At 65.0% G+C, this 15,207-nt stretch carries 15 protein-coding genes; 13 read left to right on the plus strand and 2 right to left on the minus strand.

Annotated features, from left to right (window positions below):
* Positions 1-257 precede the first annotated feature (257 nt).
* The 4 genes from WHZ77_RS13160 to WHZ77_RS13175 all read left to right on the plus strand — a co-directional run bounded on the left by WHZ77_RS13160 (position 258) and on the right by WHZ77_RS13175 (position 3,411).
* Positions 258-482, plus strand: a complete 225-nt coding sequence (locus WHZ77_RS13160) for a hypothetical protein (protein ID WP_375314045.1) — start codon at positions 258-260, stop codon at positions 480-482.
* 312 nt (positions 483-794) lie between these two features.
* Complete coding sequence (locus WHZ77_RS13165; RefSeq protein ID WP_375314046.1) at positions 795-2,003, plus strand: polysaccharide biosynthesis/export family protein; 1,209 nt, start codon at positions 795-797, stop codon at positions 2,001-2,003.
* A gap of 137 nt (positions 2,004-2,140) precedes the next feature.
* Positions 2,141-2,557: a hypothetical protein gene (locus WHZ77_RS13170; RefSeq protein ID WP_375314047.1), complete on the plus strand. Its 417-nt coding sequence runs from the start codon at positions 2,141-2,143 to the stop codon at positions 2,555-2,557.
* Positions 2,557-3,411, plus strand: a complete 855-nt coding sequence (locus tag WHZ77_RS13175; RefSeq protein ID WP_375314048.1) for a lytic transglycosylase domain-containing protein — start codon at positions 2,557-2,559, stop codon at positions 3,409-3,411. Before WHZ77_RS13170 ends, WHZ77_RS13175 begins: the two co-directional genes overlap by 1 nt.
* 49 nt (positions 3,412-3,460) lie before the next feature.
* Here the strand turns inward: WHZ77_RS13175 and WHZ77_RS13180 are convergent, their stop codons facing one another.
* Both WHZ77_RS13180 and WHZ77_RS13185 read right to left on the minus strand, forming a co-directional pair.
* Positions 3,461-3,724, minus strand: coding sequence for a FecR/PupR family sigma factor regulator (locus WHZ77_RS13180; protein ID WP_375314049.1), 264 nt, complete (start codon positions 3,722-3,724; stop codon positions 3,461-3,463).
* Positions 3,675-4,334 (minus strand): RNA polymerase sigma factor, encoded by a 660-nt coding sequence (locus tag WHZ77_RS13185; RefSeq protein ID WP_375314050.1) that lies wholly within the window; start codon positions 4,332-4,334, stop codon positions 3,675-3,677. The genes WHZ77_RS13180 and WHZ77_RS13185 overlap by 50 nt, the downstream gene beginning before the upstream one ends.
* A gap of 308 nt (positions 4,335-4,642) precedes the next feature.
* Here WHZ77_RS13185 and WHZ77_RS13190 point away from each other — a divergent pair, with 308 nt between their 5' ends.
* The 9 genes from WHZ77_RS13190 to WHZ77_RS13230 all read left to right on the plus strand — a co-directional run bounded on the left by WHZ77_RS13190 (position 4,643) and on the right by WHZ77_RS13230 (position 15,202).
* On the plus strand, positions 4,643-6,448 hold the full coding sequence (locus WHZ77_RS13190; protein ID WP_375314051.1) for a ShlB/FhaC/HecB family hemolysin secretion/activation protein: 1,806 nt from the start codon (positions 4,643-4,645) through the stop codon (positions 6,446-6,448).
* Positions 6,449-8,389, plus strand: a complete 1,941-nt coding sequence (locus WHZ77_RS13195; RefSeq protein WP_375314052.1) for a DUF2341 domain-containing protein — start codon at positions 6,449-6,451, stop codon at positions 8,387-8,389.
* Between the two features lie 4 nt (positions 8,390-8,393).
* Positions 8,394-8,798, plus strand: coding sequence for a biopolymer transporter ExbD (locus tag WHZ77_RS13200; RefSeq protein WP_211376088.1), 405 nt, complete (start codon positions 8,394-8,396; stop codon positions 8,796-8,798).
* A gap of 6 nt (positions 8,799-8,804) precedes the next feature.
* A complete protein-coding gene (locus WHZ77_RS13205; protein ID WP_375314053.1) occupies positions 8,805-9,527 on the plus strand; it encodes a TonB family protein in 723 nt (240 codons plus the stop codon).
* A 49-nt stretch (positions 9,528-9,576) separates the two neighbouring features.
* Positions 9,577-11,376 carry a putative porin gene (locus WHZ77_RS13210; RefSeq protein WP_375314054.1) on the plus strand — a complete coding sequence of 600 codons (1,800 nt, stop codon included), beginning with the start codon at positions 9,577-9,579 and terminating at the stop codon, positions 11,374-11,376.
* 2 nt (positions 11,377-11,378) lie between these two features.
* The gene (locus WHZ77_RS13215) at positions 11,379-11,972 is read left to right on the plus strand and encodes a hypothetical protein (RefSeq protein WP_375314055.1); all 594 of its coding nucleotides are present in this window, start codon (positions 11,379-11,381) and stop codon (positions 11,970-11,972) included.
* The gene (locus WHZ77_RS13220; RefSeq protein WP_375314056.1) at positions 11,969-13,009 is read left to right on the plus strand and encodes a peptidylprolyl isomerase; all 1,041 of its coding nucleotides are present in this window, start codon (positions 11,969-11,971) and stop codon (positions 13,007-13,009) included. Before WHZ77_RS13215 ends, WHZ77_RS13220 begins: the two co-directional genes overlap by 4 nt.
* Before the next feature lie 107 nt (positions 13,010-13,116).
* Positions 13,117-14,625: an undecaprenyl-phosphate glucose phosphotransferase gene (locus WHZ77_RS13225; RefSeq protein WP_375314057.1), complete on the plus strand. Its 1,509-nt coding sequence runs from the start codon at positions 13,117-13,119 to the stop codon at positions 14,623-14,625.
* Between the two features lie 211 nt (positions 14,626-14,836).
* Positions 14,837-15,202, plus strand: coding sequence for a helix-turn-helix domain-containing protein (locus WHZ77_RS13230; protein ID WP_375314058.1), 366 nt, complete (start codon positions 14,837-14,839; stop codon positions 15,200-15,202).
* Positions 15,203-15,207 lie beyond the last annotated feature (5 nt).

Genomic DNA, 15,207 nt, shown 5'->3' on the forward strand with positions numbered 1-15,207 from the left:
ATATCGCGTCATATATGACAGTCTGACGGCACGGCGAGAGACTTGAATCGATTTGGATTTGGGCAGGCAAAAGGACATCTGCCACCGGACGGCCGCTTTCCATCCTGAAATCTGACGCTTTGTTCAAGATCGGTCACAGCAACGATAAGAAACAGACCTACAAGGACGGCAACAGGCTTCGTGGAAGAGGGCAGTGGGCTGCTGTCCGCACGAGTTTGGCAAGCCTGCCTGTTTGAATTTGTGTTTTAGGGGGTGAAATGCGCGCGACAAATCTGATCGAACCGGTCTGCCCCGAGTCCGCGCTGACGACGTCCAATTCCAACGAGACGGCCAACGTCTATGATCTCGGCCTCAAGCAGGACGAGAGCAGCCGGCTTCGCCGCATCAGGGACCTCGAGCACGAGAATGGGCTGCTGATGCGCATGGTCTCGGAGACCCAGATCGAGATCGCGCGGCTGCGCGAACTGCTGTCCTCCAACTGACGCGTTCCGGCTGCCGCTCCTTCAGCGGCAGGTAGGGCCTCTCCAGGCATTCATTCGAACGATCGATACGCCCGACGCAGCGGGCGTGTCGATGCGTCCGGCTGAAACGATCCGTGCGAGCGATTGACGGCGTTTCCGCAGAGCGCGCGGCCAAAAAGTAGCCGCGTCTGTTTTCGCAATCGCGGTGCGCGTAGCGTCTACTGAGCAGGAACCGCACATCGCCGCGCCGGTGGCGCGGGAGGCGCGTCGCCGCCCACGAGGCGTGCGGCAAGCCTGTCCCTGTGTGCGTCAGCTTGGTGTGAAACGAACGTCATGCGGTTTGGAAAGCTTCTGTCGATCGCATGCTGCCTGATCATTTCGGCCGTTCTCGGCGGCTGCGGTTTCATTCCGATGGCGGGGCCGGCAAGCCTCGACGTCAGGAACGAGAACACCACCACGCTGCCGTTCGCCGTCGTCAAGCTCAATCCCGAGGTGGTCGAGATGCTCGAGAAATTCGAGCCCAATGGACTGCCGGGATTCCTGACCGACACGCGTCCGCCCTCGAGCATCAAGTTCGGCATCGGCGACATCATCAGCGTCACCATCTTCGAAGCTTCCGCCGGCGGCCTCTACGTACCACTCGAAGCCGGCGTGCGTCCCGGCAATTTCGTGAATCTGCCCGACCAGGCCGTCGACAACGACGGCAACATCACGGTGCCCTATGCCGGCCGGATCCGCGCCGCGGGCCGCACCAACGTGCAGGTCCAGGACGACATCCTGGCGCAGATCAAGAAGCGCGCGATCGATCCGCAGGTCGTGGTCACGTCCAGCCAGCAGCGCTCCTCGATGGTCAGCGTGTTCGGCGAGGTCCGCACGCCGGTGCGCTTTCCGATGCCGGCGGCCGGCGCGCAGGACCGCATCACCGACGCGATCACGCGGGCAGGCGGCATCAGCGGCGCCGGCTGGGAGACCTGGGTGGTGCTTGAGCGCGCCGGCAAGCGCGCCACGGTGCCGTTCGGCAATCTCGTCTATTTCCCCAACAGCAACGTCTTCGTGCAACCCGGTGACCGCATCTATCTCTACCGTGAGCCGATGAAGTTCATCGCGTTCGGCGCCACCGGCCAGCAGGGGGAGTTCAACTTCGACGCCTGGCGTATCAATCTGACGCAGGCGGTCGCCAAGGCCCGCGGTCTGCTCGATCTCCAGGCCGATCCCGCCTCGGTCTTCCTCTACCGCCGCGAGCCGCGCGAGGTGGCGCTGCGGCTCGGCGTCGACTGCTCGAAATTCGACGGCGCTTCGGTGCCGATCGTCTTCAACGTCAACTTCCAGGATCCGGCCGGCTATTTCATCGCCACCAAGATGTCGATGCGCCCGTTCGACGTGCTCTACGCCTCCAACGCGCCCCAGGTCGACGTCACCAAGGTCCTGAACTTCATCAACACCACGCTCGTCACCGCCCAGAGCGGCGTGAGCCTCGTCAACAACATTCGTTTCCCGGGATCGACGACCACGACGACCACGATCAGCCCCAGCGGGCCGTGAGGCGGGCGAGCTGCGATGATGGAGACGAGCGCATCGCGGCTTGACGCCTTGTCCGCAGATGTTACTCATCGCGGGGGTCGAGAGCGGCTGTATCGCATTATGTTAACGGGGCGCGCCGGCGAGCGGAGGAACTGGTCATGAGCCGCGCTTGGCATGGGTTCGGCAGTGTTGGCAGGCGGGCGCTGGCCATCGCGCTCATCGCGATCGCCGGGCCTGCCGCGGCCCAGTCTCCCGGTCCCGGTCCGATCAATCCGCTGCCGGCGGAGCGGCAGGGCACGATCATCGGCGGCAAACCGACAGGCAGTTTCGAGCGCTGCGTCGATGTGCAGATCGGGAACGACGGCGCGTTCGGCTGCTTGAACCAGAAGCTCCGGCGCGAGGTGGACAAGGTCAATCCGTCGCTCAACCTGCCGCCGGTCGATGCGCGTTCCTCCGATGTGCGCGTCGGCAACGTGAACGAGGCGGCTGTCCGCCAGCAATACGGCTCCAATTACGGCCGGTCTGCCGTTCCCTTCCGGCCGTCGTCGGTCTTCAACGTTCCGCCGCATCGCTGATGTCTGCTTCCATCTCACAGGCAAAGGGCATCCGTGCTGCGCTATGGTCGTGGCCGGCCGCAGCTTTATGCCTGCTGCTCGTCGTGAGCGGCGAGGGGCGGGCGCAGGAGGATGAGGACGGCAGCAACGCCAGGACGGAGAGTGTCGCCGCGTCTGCAGACGATACGGACGATGGCGGAGTGCAACCCCTGGCGCTCGAGCGCTTCGCGCCGCGGCCGCTCACGGCTGCCGATTTTCCTCCCGCCAATCCGCTGCTGGCCAACTATACTTATCGCACCAGCGCGATCTTCGGCCGCGACTGGCGCGCCGGCCGTGCCGAATATCGCCAGCTCGTCGAACGAGAATCGCTCGCCTTCGGGCTGCCGCCCGCGCTGGTCGATGCGGTGATGGCGGTCGAGAGCCGCTACAATCCCAGCGTCGTCGGCATGGATGGTGAGGTCGGATTGATGCAGGTGATGCTGTCGACCGCACGGATGATGGGTTTTGCCGGCACGCCGGCGGAGCTTGCCTCGCCCGCAGTCAATGTGCATTACGGCGTGCGCTATCTTGCCGGCGCCTGGCGCCGCGCCAACGGTGATCTCTGTACTGCGACGATGAAATATCGCGCCGGGCATGGTGAGACGCGCTTTTCCTACCTGTCGGTCGAATACTGCACGCGCGTTCGCGCGCATCTGGCGGCGAGCGGAGTTGCCGTCACCGGCCCGGTACCTCAGGCGACGTTTGGAAGACCCGCCGGTGGCGGCGGATCCGCGCGCGGCCGCGTCCTGAAGGCGGGCGGCGCGATCAATTTCGCCGCTCTCAATACGCGGCTCCGCGGCGTCGCCGAGCGCAAGGCGCCGTCGGATCTGCGCTGATCGAGGCTGACAAGCGAGAAGCCGAAGCCTGCAAGCCAGGTACTGCGCGTCACGCGCGCGCTTTGCTCTTGGGCGCGCGCCGCCGCCGGCTTGCCGGCGCCGGTCGGCCGGACGCAAGCGCCTGGCCGATGGCGCGCCAGCATTTCACGGCATCGCGGAAGGCATTTTCATGCGCGGAGCTGCGCCCGCGCCAGTCCATCAGTTGCTCGGCATCGGCCAGCGTCGCCTCGCCCGACTTGAGGCGCGTGATCCATGACAGGGCTTCACGGATTAAGGGATCTAAGTGATCGACCTGATGGCTTCGCTTCGTCACGATCCAGCGCTTTCCCGCACACGCCGACCGCGAGCGGATGCTCCCGGTCGACATATCTCTGTACGTAAGACGACGCGGGACGCTGAAAACCGAATTTGCCGCGGCCGGGACGTTTGAGACGATCGGCGCAATGTTCGACCGCTTGCTTGAGGTCGGTTTCGACGGTGCGGACGGTGACGCCGAGCAGGGCCGCGATCTCGCGGTTCGGCATGCCGTCGATGCGCGAGAGCGTCAGGACGCGCCGGCGGCGCTCGGGTAATTCGGCGATCGCGTGCCTCAGGAGATTGACTTCGGAGCGATCCTCGATCACGCGGGCAGCGTCCGGCTGGTCGTCGGGGAGCTCGAGCAGCACATCGACCTCGTCGGAGGTGAGGCGGCGCTTCTCGGCGCGGCGACGGTCGGCGGCGATGTTCAGCGCGATGCGGAATAGATAGGCTTTCGGGCTGCGCACCGGCCCGAGCTCGCGCATGCCTTCGAGGCGCAGATAGGTTTCGTTGAGCGCCTCGGAGGCGAGGTCCGGCGAGCCGAGGCGGCGCGTCAGCCTCCGATCGAAGTCGACATATTCGGCCAGCAGAAGAGTCCGCAAGCTGCTGATGCTGTCGATGGTCATGCTACGCCCCACTTCACTCAGTCCCCATTTGACGGCGGGACGGTAGTAAGGCCGCACAACGGTAATGTGACGAACTGTTAGTGAATAACAGGCGTCTTGCGTTAGTCGCGTTATGTTGCGCGGAATCATCACATCGATGACGAGGTGGTCATCGCGCGCTGCGAAAAAAGTTTTCGCTGCAGCTGCGCGCGCAGCGTCTATCGGATAAGGCCCGGCAGATCATCGCGTTTCGGTTGGTTCGGGCTGTCCGAAGAGTGCTGCGGCTGGGCGCGAGCTGGCCGCAATGAGAGAACGATATCGAGGCCGAGGTGAATTCGCGTGGTCTGTATCATAACGGCGCGCGTCGCCCTGCGCCGCTGCTGCTGCGCAAGTTGCGGAGCCGCGGGGCTGACGCTGGCTGCGCTTCGCGCCTCGCTATCTGCGGCCTGATCATCTGCGCGATCTGCACCAAGCCGGCCCTTGCGAAGCCTGAGGCCGAGACCGTCAAGCCGGGTGCAAGGCCGGCGTCTGCTGCGCCCGCAAGCGCGAAGCCGGGCAAAGGTGCCGCGGAGAAGAGTGCGCCGGATGCGGCCAAGCCGGCGGCGCCGGAACCGCGTTTCGATATCGACGAATATCGTGTCGAAGGTGCGGACAATCTGCCGCAGATCGAGGTCGAGTCCGCCGTCTATCCGTTCCTCGGCCCGGGCAAGAGCGCGCAGGATGTCGAGAAGGCGCGCGCCGCGGTCGAGAAGGCCTATCACGACAAGGGGCTTCAGACGGTCAGCGTCGCTGTGCCGCAGCAGGATGCGCAGCGTGGCTTCGTCGTGCTCAAGGTCACCGAGAACAAGGTCGGTCGGCTGCGGGTCAAGGGCTCGCGCTATTTCGATCTCGACAACGTCAAGAGCGGCGCGCCATCGCTGAAGGAAGGCGCGCTGCCGAATTTCCAGGACGTGACGAAGGACATCGTCGCGCTGAACAGGTGGCCGGACCGTCGCGTCACGCCGGCGCTGCGGGCCGGCGTTGCGCCCGGAACGGTCGACGTTGATCTCAATGTCGAGGACACCCTTCCGCTCCACGGCAGCGTCGAACTGAACAACAAGCAGAGTCCGAGCACCACGGCGCTGCGCACCAGCATCTCGATGCGTTACGAGGATCTGTGGCAGCTCGGTCATTCCATGACCTGGACCTACCAGTTCGCGCCGATGAATCCGAAGGACGCGATGGTCGTGTCGGGTTCGTATCTGGCCCGGACCGAGATCGACTGGCTCAGCGTCCTCGTCTACGGCCTGACGTCGGACAGTTCGGTCGCGACCGTCGGCGGCTCCAACGTCGTCGGGCCCGGCCAGGTCGTCGGCGGCCGCGCGGTGCTGACGCTGCCGTCGAGAGGCGACTTGTTCCAGACGCTGTCGCTCGGGGTCGACTACAAGGACTTCAAGCAGACGCTGCAACTCGGCTCCGACGCCTTCAGCTCGCCCGTGACCTATGTGCCGCTGGTCGGGACTTACGGCGCGAGCTGGCAGGGCGAGGGGCGGCTGACCCAGCTCAACGCCACGATCACCGCGGGCCTGCGTGGCATCGGCTCCAGCCGCGACGAGTTCGACGCCAAACGCTACAAGGCGACGGCGAACTTCATCTCGCTGCATGCCGACATCTCGCACACCCAGGACTTTGCCGGCGGTTTCCAGCTCTACGCGAAACTGCAGGGGCAGGCCGCGGACCAGCCGCTGATCTCCAGCGAGCAATTCAGCCTCGGCGGCCAGGACACGGTGCGCGGCTATCTCGAATCCGAAGTACTTGGCGACTACGGCGTCGCCGGCACGCTGGAGCTGCGCACGCCGAACCTGGCGCAGTATCTCGAGCAGAAGCTGCCCAATCCGACCGGTGACGCGATCAAGTACAACGCGTTCGACGAGATGCGCTTCTTCGCTTTCGTCGACGGCGGAAATGCCAGGATTCACGAGCCGCTGACCGATCAGCAGTCGCATTTCGACCTCGCGAGCTACGGCGTCGGCATGCGCATGAAGACGCTTCGCTACCTCAACAGCATCGTATTCGTCGGTGTGCCGCTGACCAGCCAGCAGACCACCGTCGCCAACCACCCACGTTTCAGCTTTCGGGTCTGGGGAGAATTCTAGATGTCGCTCCTTCGCTTTGGATCACGACCCGGATTTCGCCTGAGCGCGCCGGTGCTGCTTGCTCTGGTGTTCCTGGCAACGCTATGGCCGAGCCCGGCCTCGGCGTGGTGGAACGACCAGTGGACGCTGCGCAAGAAGATCACCATCGACACCGGCCCGTCTGGCGCCGGCATCAGCGATGCGATCGGCGCGACGCCGATCCTGGTCCGCCTCCATGTCGGCAATTTCCGCTTCGGCGCGGCCAAGGAGGATGGCGGCGATCTTCGCTTCGTCGCCGGTGACGACAAGACGCCGCTCAAGCATCATGTCGAGAAATACGACTCGCTGCTCGGCGAGGCGCTGGTCTGGGTCGGCGTTCCCGATCTGAAGCCGGGCGCCAAGAACGACATCTGGCTCTACTACGGAAACCAGAAGGCGCCGGCCGCGGTCGATGCCAAGGGCACTTACGATCCCGATACGCTGCTGGTCTATCACTTCAACGATCGCGCGACGCCGGCCCAGGACGTCACGGCGTGGGCGAACACCGCGCAGAACGCGGTGCCGGGTGCGGATGGGGCCATCATCGGCCAGGGCGCGCGCCTTGACGGGCAGACCGCGCTCACGCTTCCGGGCTCGCCCTCGCTGGTGGTCGCCGAGAACGGCGAGCTGAGCTGGTCGCTCTGGGTCAAGATGACCGCGCCGCAAGCCGGGGCCGTGCTGTTCTCGCGCACCGAAGGCGCGAACGGGGTAACGGTCGGATTGGACAACGGCGTGGCCTTCGTGGAGGTCACGAATGGCGGCAGCACGCAGCGCAGCGCCGGCGGCGCGGCGATCGCGGCCGGGACCTGGCACCAGATCGCCTTTACGGCGAAGGGCGCGCAGATCATTCTTTACGTTGACGGCAATCAGGCTGCGACGCTGGCCGTAGGCCTGCCCACCATGACCGGCGCGGCGCAGCTCGGCCGTGCCGCATCAGCGGCGGCTCCGGCAGCGGATACGGCCGCGCCTGCCGCCGATGCGGCTCAAGCGGCTCCGGCCGCAGCCGTGCCCGCGAGTGTTGTCGCGGGCTTTGCCGGCGATATCGACGAGTTTCAGATTGCCAAGGTCGCGCGCTCGGCCGGCTTCATCAAGCTCGGCGCGATCGGGCAGGGACCCGACCAGGCCAAGCTGATGGCGTTCAGCGTCGACGAGGAAAACGCGGGCTGGTTCAGCGGCGGATATTTCGGCGTGATCCTGCGCTCGGTGACGCTCGACGGTTGGGTCGTGATCGGCCTGCTTGGCATCATGGCGCTGATCAGCTGGTATGTGATGGTCGACCGCATCTCGTATCTGAACCGGGTCTCGGCCGGCAACACGATCTTCCTCAAGCATTTCCGCGAGACCTCGACCGACATAGGCGGCCTGCTTCAACTCGACAGCCAGGAGAACGATCCAGGCTTCGGTGGCGAACTCGGCAAGAAGCAGCGCAAGGCCGTCCATGCCTCGCCGCTCTACCGCCTGTTCGCCGCCGGTGCGCAGGAGATCCGGCGGCGCTTCGCAGGTGGCGGCTACCGCCGGCTGTCGCCGCAGGCGATCCAGTCGATCCGCGCCGTGCTCGACAGCGGCTTCGTGCGGGAGAGCCAGCGCCTCAACCGCCTGATGGTGATGCTGACCATCGCGATCTCCGGAGGCCCGTTCCTCGGCCTGCTCGGCACCGTCGTCGGCGTCATGATCACCTTCGCGGCGATCGCGGCCAGCGGCGACGTCAACGTCAACGCGATTGCGCCCGGCATCGCCGCGGCGCTGGTCGCCACCGTCGCGGGCCTCGGCGTCGCGATCCCCTCGCTGTTTGCCTACAACTACCTGACGATCCGCATCAAGGACGTCAGCAGCGAGATGCAGGTCTTCGTCGACGAGTTCATCACACGGATCGCGGAATCCTACGAGCTTCCGGAAGAGCCGGTGAAGCAGGCGGCGGAGTAGACCGATGCAAGTTCAGTCCGAAAGCAAGCCGTACGACGACATCAACATCACGCCGATGCTCGATCTCGCCTACGTGCTGCTGGTGATCTTCATCATCATGACCACGGCGACCGTGCAGGGCATGAAGGTGAACCTTCCGAAGGCGAGCGCGGCGCCGTCGCTGGCGCAGCAGACCACCAAGGCGATCACGGTTGCCAGTGACGGCAAGCTGTTCCTCGACACGATTCCCGTGACACTGCCCGAACTCGAGCAGCGCCTGGTGCAGCAGCGCGCGCTGACGCCGGAATTTCCGATCGTCGTGCGCGGCGACAGCCAGACCTCGTACCAGAACGTCGTCGACGTGCTCGATCTGCTCGGCCGCCTCAACTTCACCCAGGTCGGCATGGCGACCAAGCCGTCGGCGCGATGAGACGGGATGATGGCGTGGGACGACGACAGCAACGACGAGGACGGCGGGCCGGCATGGCGGCGCTATCTGCTGCTCGGCGTCTCGGCGCTGGTCGTGATCGGGCTGACGACGGGCCTCGTCGTCATGGTGATGAGTGGCGACAAGGATCCGCCGCGCAAGGTGAACGAGCTTCAGGTGACGATGGTGCTTCCACCGCCGCCGCCTCCGCCACCACCGCCGCCTCCGCCCGAGCAGCAGCCGGAACAGCAGCCCGAGCAGAAGGTGATGGAGCAGACGCCGGTCAAGGATGTCGTCGAGGAGAAGCAGGTCGACATACCCAAGGACGCGCCGCCCGACGCCGGACCCGATCCGACGCCGGGACCGCCGGATCTCGGTCTCGGCAACGGGCCGGGCAGTGGCGGCCTCGCGCAGGGCAAGGGTCGTGGCGGTGGTGGAGGCGGCGGCAACAGCCGCTTCGGCTGGTACGCGAGCATCTTGCAGTCGCAGATCGAAGCGCGTTGGCAGGCGAACGAAAAGACCCGCTACGCCGTGATGCGAACCGAAGTCAGAGTGTGGCTCGACAGTTCAGGCAAGGTTACGCGCGTGCAGCTTTCGCCATCGACGGGGGATAGCGCGCTCGATGCAGAGATTCGGGATCAGGTGGTGGGCGGTATGCGCGTGCGCGAGCCGCCCCCCAGGGACATGCCGATGCCGATCATTACCCGCTTCTCGGCCCGGAGTTCAGGCTGAGCGCGATGATGGGAACGACCGTAAGTGAGTTGAGAGAAGAGGTGACGTCATGTGGCGTGAAATGAAGACGCGAGAGCTGACTGCGACGGCGTTGATGCTGATCGCGTGTGCGGCCCCCGCCGCGGCGCAGGACGACGGCATGCCGCAGGGCAAGCGTCCGACGGTGTCGCGCGACGCGCCGCCATCGTCGAATGCGACGGTCAACCTGATCAATCTCCTCGTGAAGCAGGGAACGCTCAGCGAGGAGCAGGCGGCCGTGCTGGTCAAGCAGGCCGACGACGAAGCCTATGTCGCCCGCCAGGCCACGCGCGATGCCGCCGCCAAGGCGGAAGGCGCCGAGAAGAAGGCCACCAGCGCCGCCGACGCGACTTCACCGCCCGGCACCAAGCGCGTCACATATGTGCCCGAGATCGTCCGGAAGCAGCTCCGCGAAGAGATCAGGGCCGAGGTGATGGACCGCGCGCACAAGGAAGGCTGGGCGTCGCCCGGCCTTTATCCGGAATGGGCGCAGCGGATCAAGTTCTACGGCGATATCCGCGCGCGGTATGAGGGTGACCATTTCCCGCCGGGGAGTATCGGTTATTTGGAGAATTTCAACGCTATCAACACCGGTTCTCCGTTCGACACAAATGACATTAGCAACGCCTACTTCCCACCGACCTACAACACGACACAGGATCGGAATCGTTTCCGCTTCCGGGCTCGGCTGGGTGCCGACGTCGATCTCACCGAGGGTTTCACTGCGGGCCTGAGGATTGCGACAGGTGAGAGCAGCTCGCCGATCTCGACCAACCAGACGTTCGGCGGTAATGGCGGCAATTTCTCGAAATATTCGCTCTGGCTCGACCGCGCCTTCATCAAGTATCAGCCGGTGCAGGACTTCATCGGCTCCGTCGGCAGGTTCGACAACCCATTCTGGTCGCCGACGGATCTCGTCTGGTACAAGGATCTCGGTTTCGACGGCTTTGCAATCCAGGCCAAGCAGGAGATTGCCGAGGGGTTTACGCCCTTCTTCGTCGGTGGCGCCTTCCCGATCTTCAACACCGACCTGAACGCCAGTCTCAATACTGTTGATATCGCCGGGCCGACCAAGATGCCGAGCCGCGACAAATGGCTGTTCGGTGCGCAGGCCGGCTTCGGCGCACGGCTGGATCCCGAGACCAATTTGACCCTGGCCTTTGCCTATTACGACTTCACCAATGTCAAGGGCAGGCTGTCCAGCGAATGTGCGGTCATCAATGCAAACGACATTTGCGATACCGACCTGTTGCGACCGTCGTTCGCGCAGAAGGGCAATACCTATATGGCCCTACGCAACATAACGTTCGTGTCCAGCACCACGCCTCAATTCCAGTACTACGGTCTGGCCAGCGATTTCCGGCCGGTGGTCGCGAGCGCGCAGCTCGACCTCACGCAGTTCAACCCGATTCACATCATCCTCGACGCCGAATACGTCTGGAACACCGCGTTCAATCGTTCGGCTGTCGCCGCCGTTGCCGTGTGGCCAAACAACTTCGCGTCGACGACGGACGGCAGCCAAGGCCCATATAACGGCGGCAACCAGGGCTGGATGGCGCGCATGACCGTCGGCAACAAGGAGATCAAGCATCTCTGGGATTGGAACGCGCATGTCGGCTACAAATATCTCGAATCCGACGCGATGGTCGACGCCTTCGTCGATTCCGATTTCGGTCTCGGCGGCACCAACCTCAAGGGCTACTTCATCGGCGGCAATGTCGGCCTCGGCGAGAACATCTGGGCCTCGGTGCGCTGGATGAGCGCCAACAGCATCGCCGGCCTGCCGTATGCCGTCGATATCGTTCAGCTCGATCTCAACGCGAGGTTCTGATCATGCGGTTGCTCCGCCTGTCGTCCGTTGCCGCATTGGCGCTGATGATCCCCACCGCTGCCCATGCCGACCAGGAAAGCGATCGGCTGCGCGAGGCGCTGCGCAGCGCCACCGCGCAGGCGCGCACCGCCGAAGACCAGCGCGCCGCGGTTCAGGCCAAGCTGACCGCGGCCGAGCAGGAGCGCGACCGCCTGCGCAAGCAGAACGAGGCCTATCGCGCCCAGGTCAAGGAAGCCGAGCAGGCCTATCGCCAGGCCGTGAAGGATTTCAACGAGCGCATCGCAGAGCGCGACGACTCGCTGGAGAAGTGGAAGAGCGCCTATGGCGAGGCGGCGGGCGTCGCGCGCACCAAGGATGCCGAACGAGCCAAGTTCGAGGGCGAGGCGACGACCTGGAAGGCCAGCGCCAAGGCGTGCGAGGCCAGGAACGTGAAGCTCGTCAGGATCGCCGACGACGCGGTCAAGCAATACGAGAAGATGGATCCGCTGGAGAAGGTGATCCACCACGATCCCGTGATCGGGTTCAAACGGGTCGAGCACCAGAACGCCGCCCAGGACTTTCGCGATCAGATCATCGAACAGAAGGCCAAGCCATGAACCAATTCATGACCGGGAATGTCCTCAAGCTCGCGCTGCTCGTCGGCGCGCTGAGCGCCGCTGCCGCTTCACCGCTCTTTGCGCAGACGCGTAATTCGCCGCAGCCAGCGGCCCCGCGCGCGACACCTGCGCCGGCCGCTCCCGCGGCGGCGCAGCCGGCGCCCGCAGTGCAGGACAGTGCGGCCGTGAAGGGCGGCGAAATCATCGCGCGCGTCGGCGATAGCGATGTCACGGCAGAGGAGGTGCGCGCCACCATCCAGCTGCTCGATGCACGCCAGCAGGCGGCGATGGCGCGCGATCCGGCGCTGCTGAGCCAGACCGTGCGCGCGATCCTCGCCAACCGGCTGGTGCTAAAGGAAGCCGCGGCGAAGAAGTGGGACCAGCAGCCCGCCGTGGTGACGCAGATCGCGCGCGCCCGCGACACGCTGATCGTCGAAACCTATCTGCAATCGGTCACGGCGGTCGGCGATAGCTATCCCGGCGAAGCCGACATCAGAAGCGTCTACGAGGCGAACGCCAGCGCGTTCCTCGTTCCGCGCCGCTTTCGCCTGGCGCAGATCGTGGTCAACCTCGCCAAGGACGCCGACAAGGCGGCCGAGGACACCGCGCGCAGGAAGCTCGACGACATCGTCCGCAAGATCAGGCAGCCCGGCGCGGAGTTCGGCCCGATCGCGAAGGCATCGTCCGAGGATGCGGCGACCGCGGGGCGGGAAGGGGAGATCGGCTGGGTCGCAGAGCCCGATATGCGCACCGAAATCCGCGGTCAGGTCACCGGCCTGCCGAAGTCCGGCATCAGCGATCCGATCAGGCTCGAGGACGGCTGGCACATCCTGAAGCTCGTCGACACCGAAGCGTCGCATACGCGGCCGCTGGCGGATGTGAGGGACGCTCTGGTGCAGCGCATGCGGGCCGAGCGCATTGAGGCCAACCGCCGCGCCTATGTCGCCGAGTTGTTGAAGCAAACCCCGCCGGTGGTCAACGAGATCGCGCTGTCCAGATTGCTCGAGGCCAAATCCGAGGCTGCGCCGTCGCGTTAGTTTGGCAGATTGCAGATTTATGTCAGGGACATTACGCTGCCGAGGCGCTGTCATCCGTCAGCGCGACAATGGTGAATCGTCGGTAAAAGTATCATAATTATGGTACAATGAACGTGATATCGGGGCGCGACATCGATCCCGGGGGCGACATGACCGACCTGACCAATGCGGGTGAATCGACAGCTACATCGGCGTTCGCGAGCCGATCGCGCGTCCGTCTGGCCATCCCGTTCGGCCTGATCGAGCCTTTGTTCGCGGCGCTCGACTGCGCGATCATCGTCGCGGCCGGCGCCATCGGCGGCATCGCCTATCAGCGTGCGCTCGGCGGCACCGCCGAGGATGCCTCCTTCTATGCCGGGCTCGGCCTGGTCGCGAGCCTTGCCTATGTGCTGGTGGCGCACTTCTTCGGCCTCTACCGGCTGAACCAGCTCCTTGACGACGAACGCGACGGCGGACGGGTCTGGGCCGGCTGGTGCCTTGCCGCGCTCGTGCTTGCCGTCGTGCTGTTCCTGTTCAAATCGGGTGGGGACGCCTCGCGTGGTTCAGTGGTCTGCTTCTTCGCGATCGGCGGCGCCGGCCTCCTCGTGGCGCGCCGGCTCGGAAAACGCGGTCTTCGCTCGGCACTCGTCGCCGGCACGATCCGCGGTCGGCGCGCGGTGGTGATCGGGACGCAAGGTGAGCTGGCGCAGTTTTCCAAGGCCGGACTGCTCGCCAGGCTCGGCCTGCACGAGGTCGATCGCATCACCTTGCCGCGGGACGAGGTTACGAAGCAGGGCCCGTCGGGGGCGGAGCAGCGCGATGACGCGCTGATGAAGCGCATCAGGGAGGTTTCCGCCGAAGAGATCGTGCTGGCGGTGTCCTGGGCCGGTCCGCAGGATATCGAAGCCTTGCTCGATCGGTTGCGCGTGATCCCGCTGCCGGTGCGGCTGCTGCCGGATCGCGCGGTGTCGACGGTGCTGCGTCACCAGACCTCGATGCCGCAGCGGCTCTACATGGTGGAGGTGCAGCCGGCGCCGCTGTCGGCGTTCGATCGCCTGACCAAGCGGCTGCTCGACATCGTCGTCGCGGCGACGTCGCTGGCGCTCCTGACGCCTCCGCTGATCCTTGCCGCGCTCGCGATCAAGCTGGAGTCGAAAGGGCCGGTGATCTTCCAGCAGCGCCGCAACGGCTTCAACGGCAAGCCCTTCGTCATCTACAAGCTGCGCAGCATGCGCGTGCAGGAGGACGGCGGCTCGGTGGTGCAGGCAACCAAGCAGGATCCGCGTGTGACCCGCGTCGGGCGCCTGCTCCGCCAGACCAGCATCGACGAGCTGCCGCAGCTGCTCAACGTGCTCCAGGGCCACATGTCGATCGTCGGGCCGCGCCCGCACGCGCTGGTCCACGACTACGAATATGGCGCCATGATCGCGAACTACGCGTTCCGCCATCACGTCAAGCCGGGCATTACCGGCTGGGCCCAGGTGCACGGCTATCGGGGCGGCACGCCGCAGCTCGAGCTGATGAAGCAGCGCGTCACGCTCGATTTATGGTATATCGATAATTGGAGTTTGATACTCGATATCCATATCATGTTCAGGACGGCGTTCGAGCTGATCCGGCCGCGTAACGCTTATTGACGTGACCGCGACGCGCCCCGGAGCGGTCCGAAATAGTTACATTGATTCATTTGCCGGTTCGCCGGGTCGTCACCTTGCCGGTCGCGGCGCGGCCGCCGGTTGCCCGTCCCGGCAATCATGGCTACAGGAGACTCCGTGGGCCTATTGAAAAGGTTCACGATTCGCGCTTACTAAGCCCGGGCTGGCGCAATTCGGGCCGAGGGGACCCATTATGGTTGGCAAGAGGCATGCCTCCGACGAGATTTCGGCCAAGCTGGCGCAGGCCAACGAACTCGCGGCCAAAGGCAAGACCCAGCGCGAGATCTCCAAGGCGCTCGGCGTCAGCATCATGACCTACCATCGCTGGAAGAAGATGCTCAAATCTTCACCGGCCGTGGATCATGGGCGCCGTGCGATCGAAAGCGTGCCCCGTGCGTCGGTCGCCGATGCGAACTCCGAAGAGACGATCAGACGGCTGGAGCTCGAGAATGCGCAATTGCGCCGCCTCGTCACCGACATGCTGCTCGAAAAGCTGAAATACGAAGAGGAGCTGCGGGCGCGGCAGGGCTCGCGGATGCGGCGCCCCGACAACGGCTGACGATT

Origin of the sequence: Bradyrhizobium sp. A5 (genome assembly GCF_042076515.1) — a bacterium.
Lineage (GTDB): Bacteria > Pseudomonadota > Alphaproteobacteria > Rhizobiales > Xanthobacteraceae > Bradyrhizobium > Bradyrhizobium cosmicum.

Coding starts and splice junctions, on each gene's coding strand:
- WHZ77_RS13160 (WP_375314045.1), top strand. CDS start 258: ATGCGCGCGACAAATCTGATCGAACCGGTCTGCCCCGAGTCCGCGCTG.
- WHZ77_RS13165 (WP_375314046.1), top strand. CDS start 795: ATGCGGTTTGGAAAGCTTCTGTCGATCGCATGCTGCCTGATCATTTCG.
- WHZ77_RS13170 (WP_375314047.1), top strand. CDS start 2,141: ATGAGCCGCGCTTGGCATGGGTTCGGCAGTGTTGGCAGGCGGGCGCTG.
- WHZ77_RS13175 (WP_375314048.1), top strand. CDS start 2,557: ATGTCTGCTTCCATCTCACAGGCAAAGGGCATCCGTGCTGCGCTATGG.
- WHZ77_RS13185 (WP_375314050.1), bottom strand. CDS start 4,334: ATGACCATCGACAGCATCAGCAGCTTGCGGACTCTTCTGCTGGCCGAA.
- WHZ77_RS13195 (WP_375314052.1), top strand. CDS start 6,449: ATGTCGCTCCTTCGCTTTGGATCACGACCCGGATTTCGCCTGAGCGCG.
- WHZ77_RS13200 (WP_211376088.1), top strand. CDS start 8,394: ATGCAAGTTCAGTCCGAAAGCAAGCCGTACGACGACATCAACATCACG.
- WHZ77_RS13205 (WP_375314053.1), top strand. CDS start 8,805: ATGATGGCGTGGGACGACGACAGCAACGACGAGGACGGCGGGCCGGCA.
- WHZ77_RS13210 (WP_375314054.1), top strand. CDS start 9,577: ATGTGGCGTGAAATGAAGACGCGAGAGCTGACTGCGACGGCGTTGATG.
- WHZ77_RS13215 (WP_375314055.1), top strand. CDS start 11,379: ATGCGGTTGCTCCGCCTGTCGTCCGTTGCCGCATTGGCGCTGATGATC.
- WHZ77_RS13220 (WP_375314056.1), top strand. CDS start 11,969: ATGAACCAATTCATGACCGGGAATGTCCTCAAGCTCGCGCTGCTCGTC.
- WHZ77_RS13225 (WP_375314057.1), top strand. CDS start 13,117: ATGAACGTGATATCGGGGCGCGACATCGATCCCGGGGGCGACATGACC.
- WHZ77_RS13230 (WP_375314058.1), top strand. CDS start 14,837: ATGGTTGGCAAGAGGCATGCCTCCGACGAGATTTCGGCCAAGCTGGCG.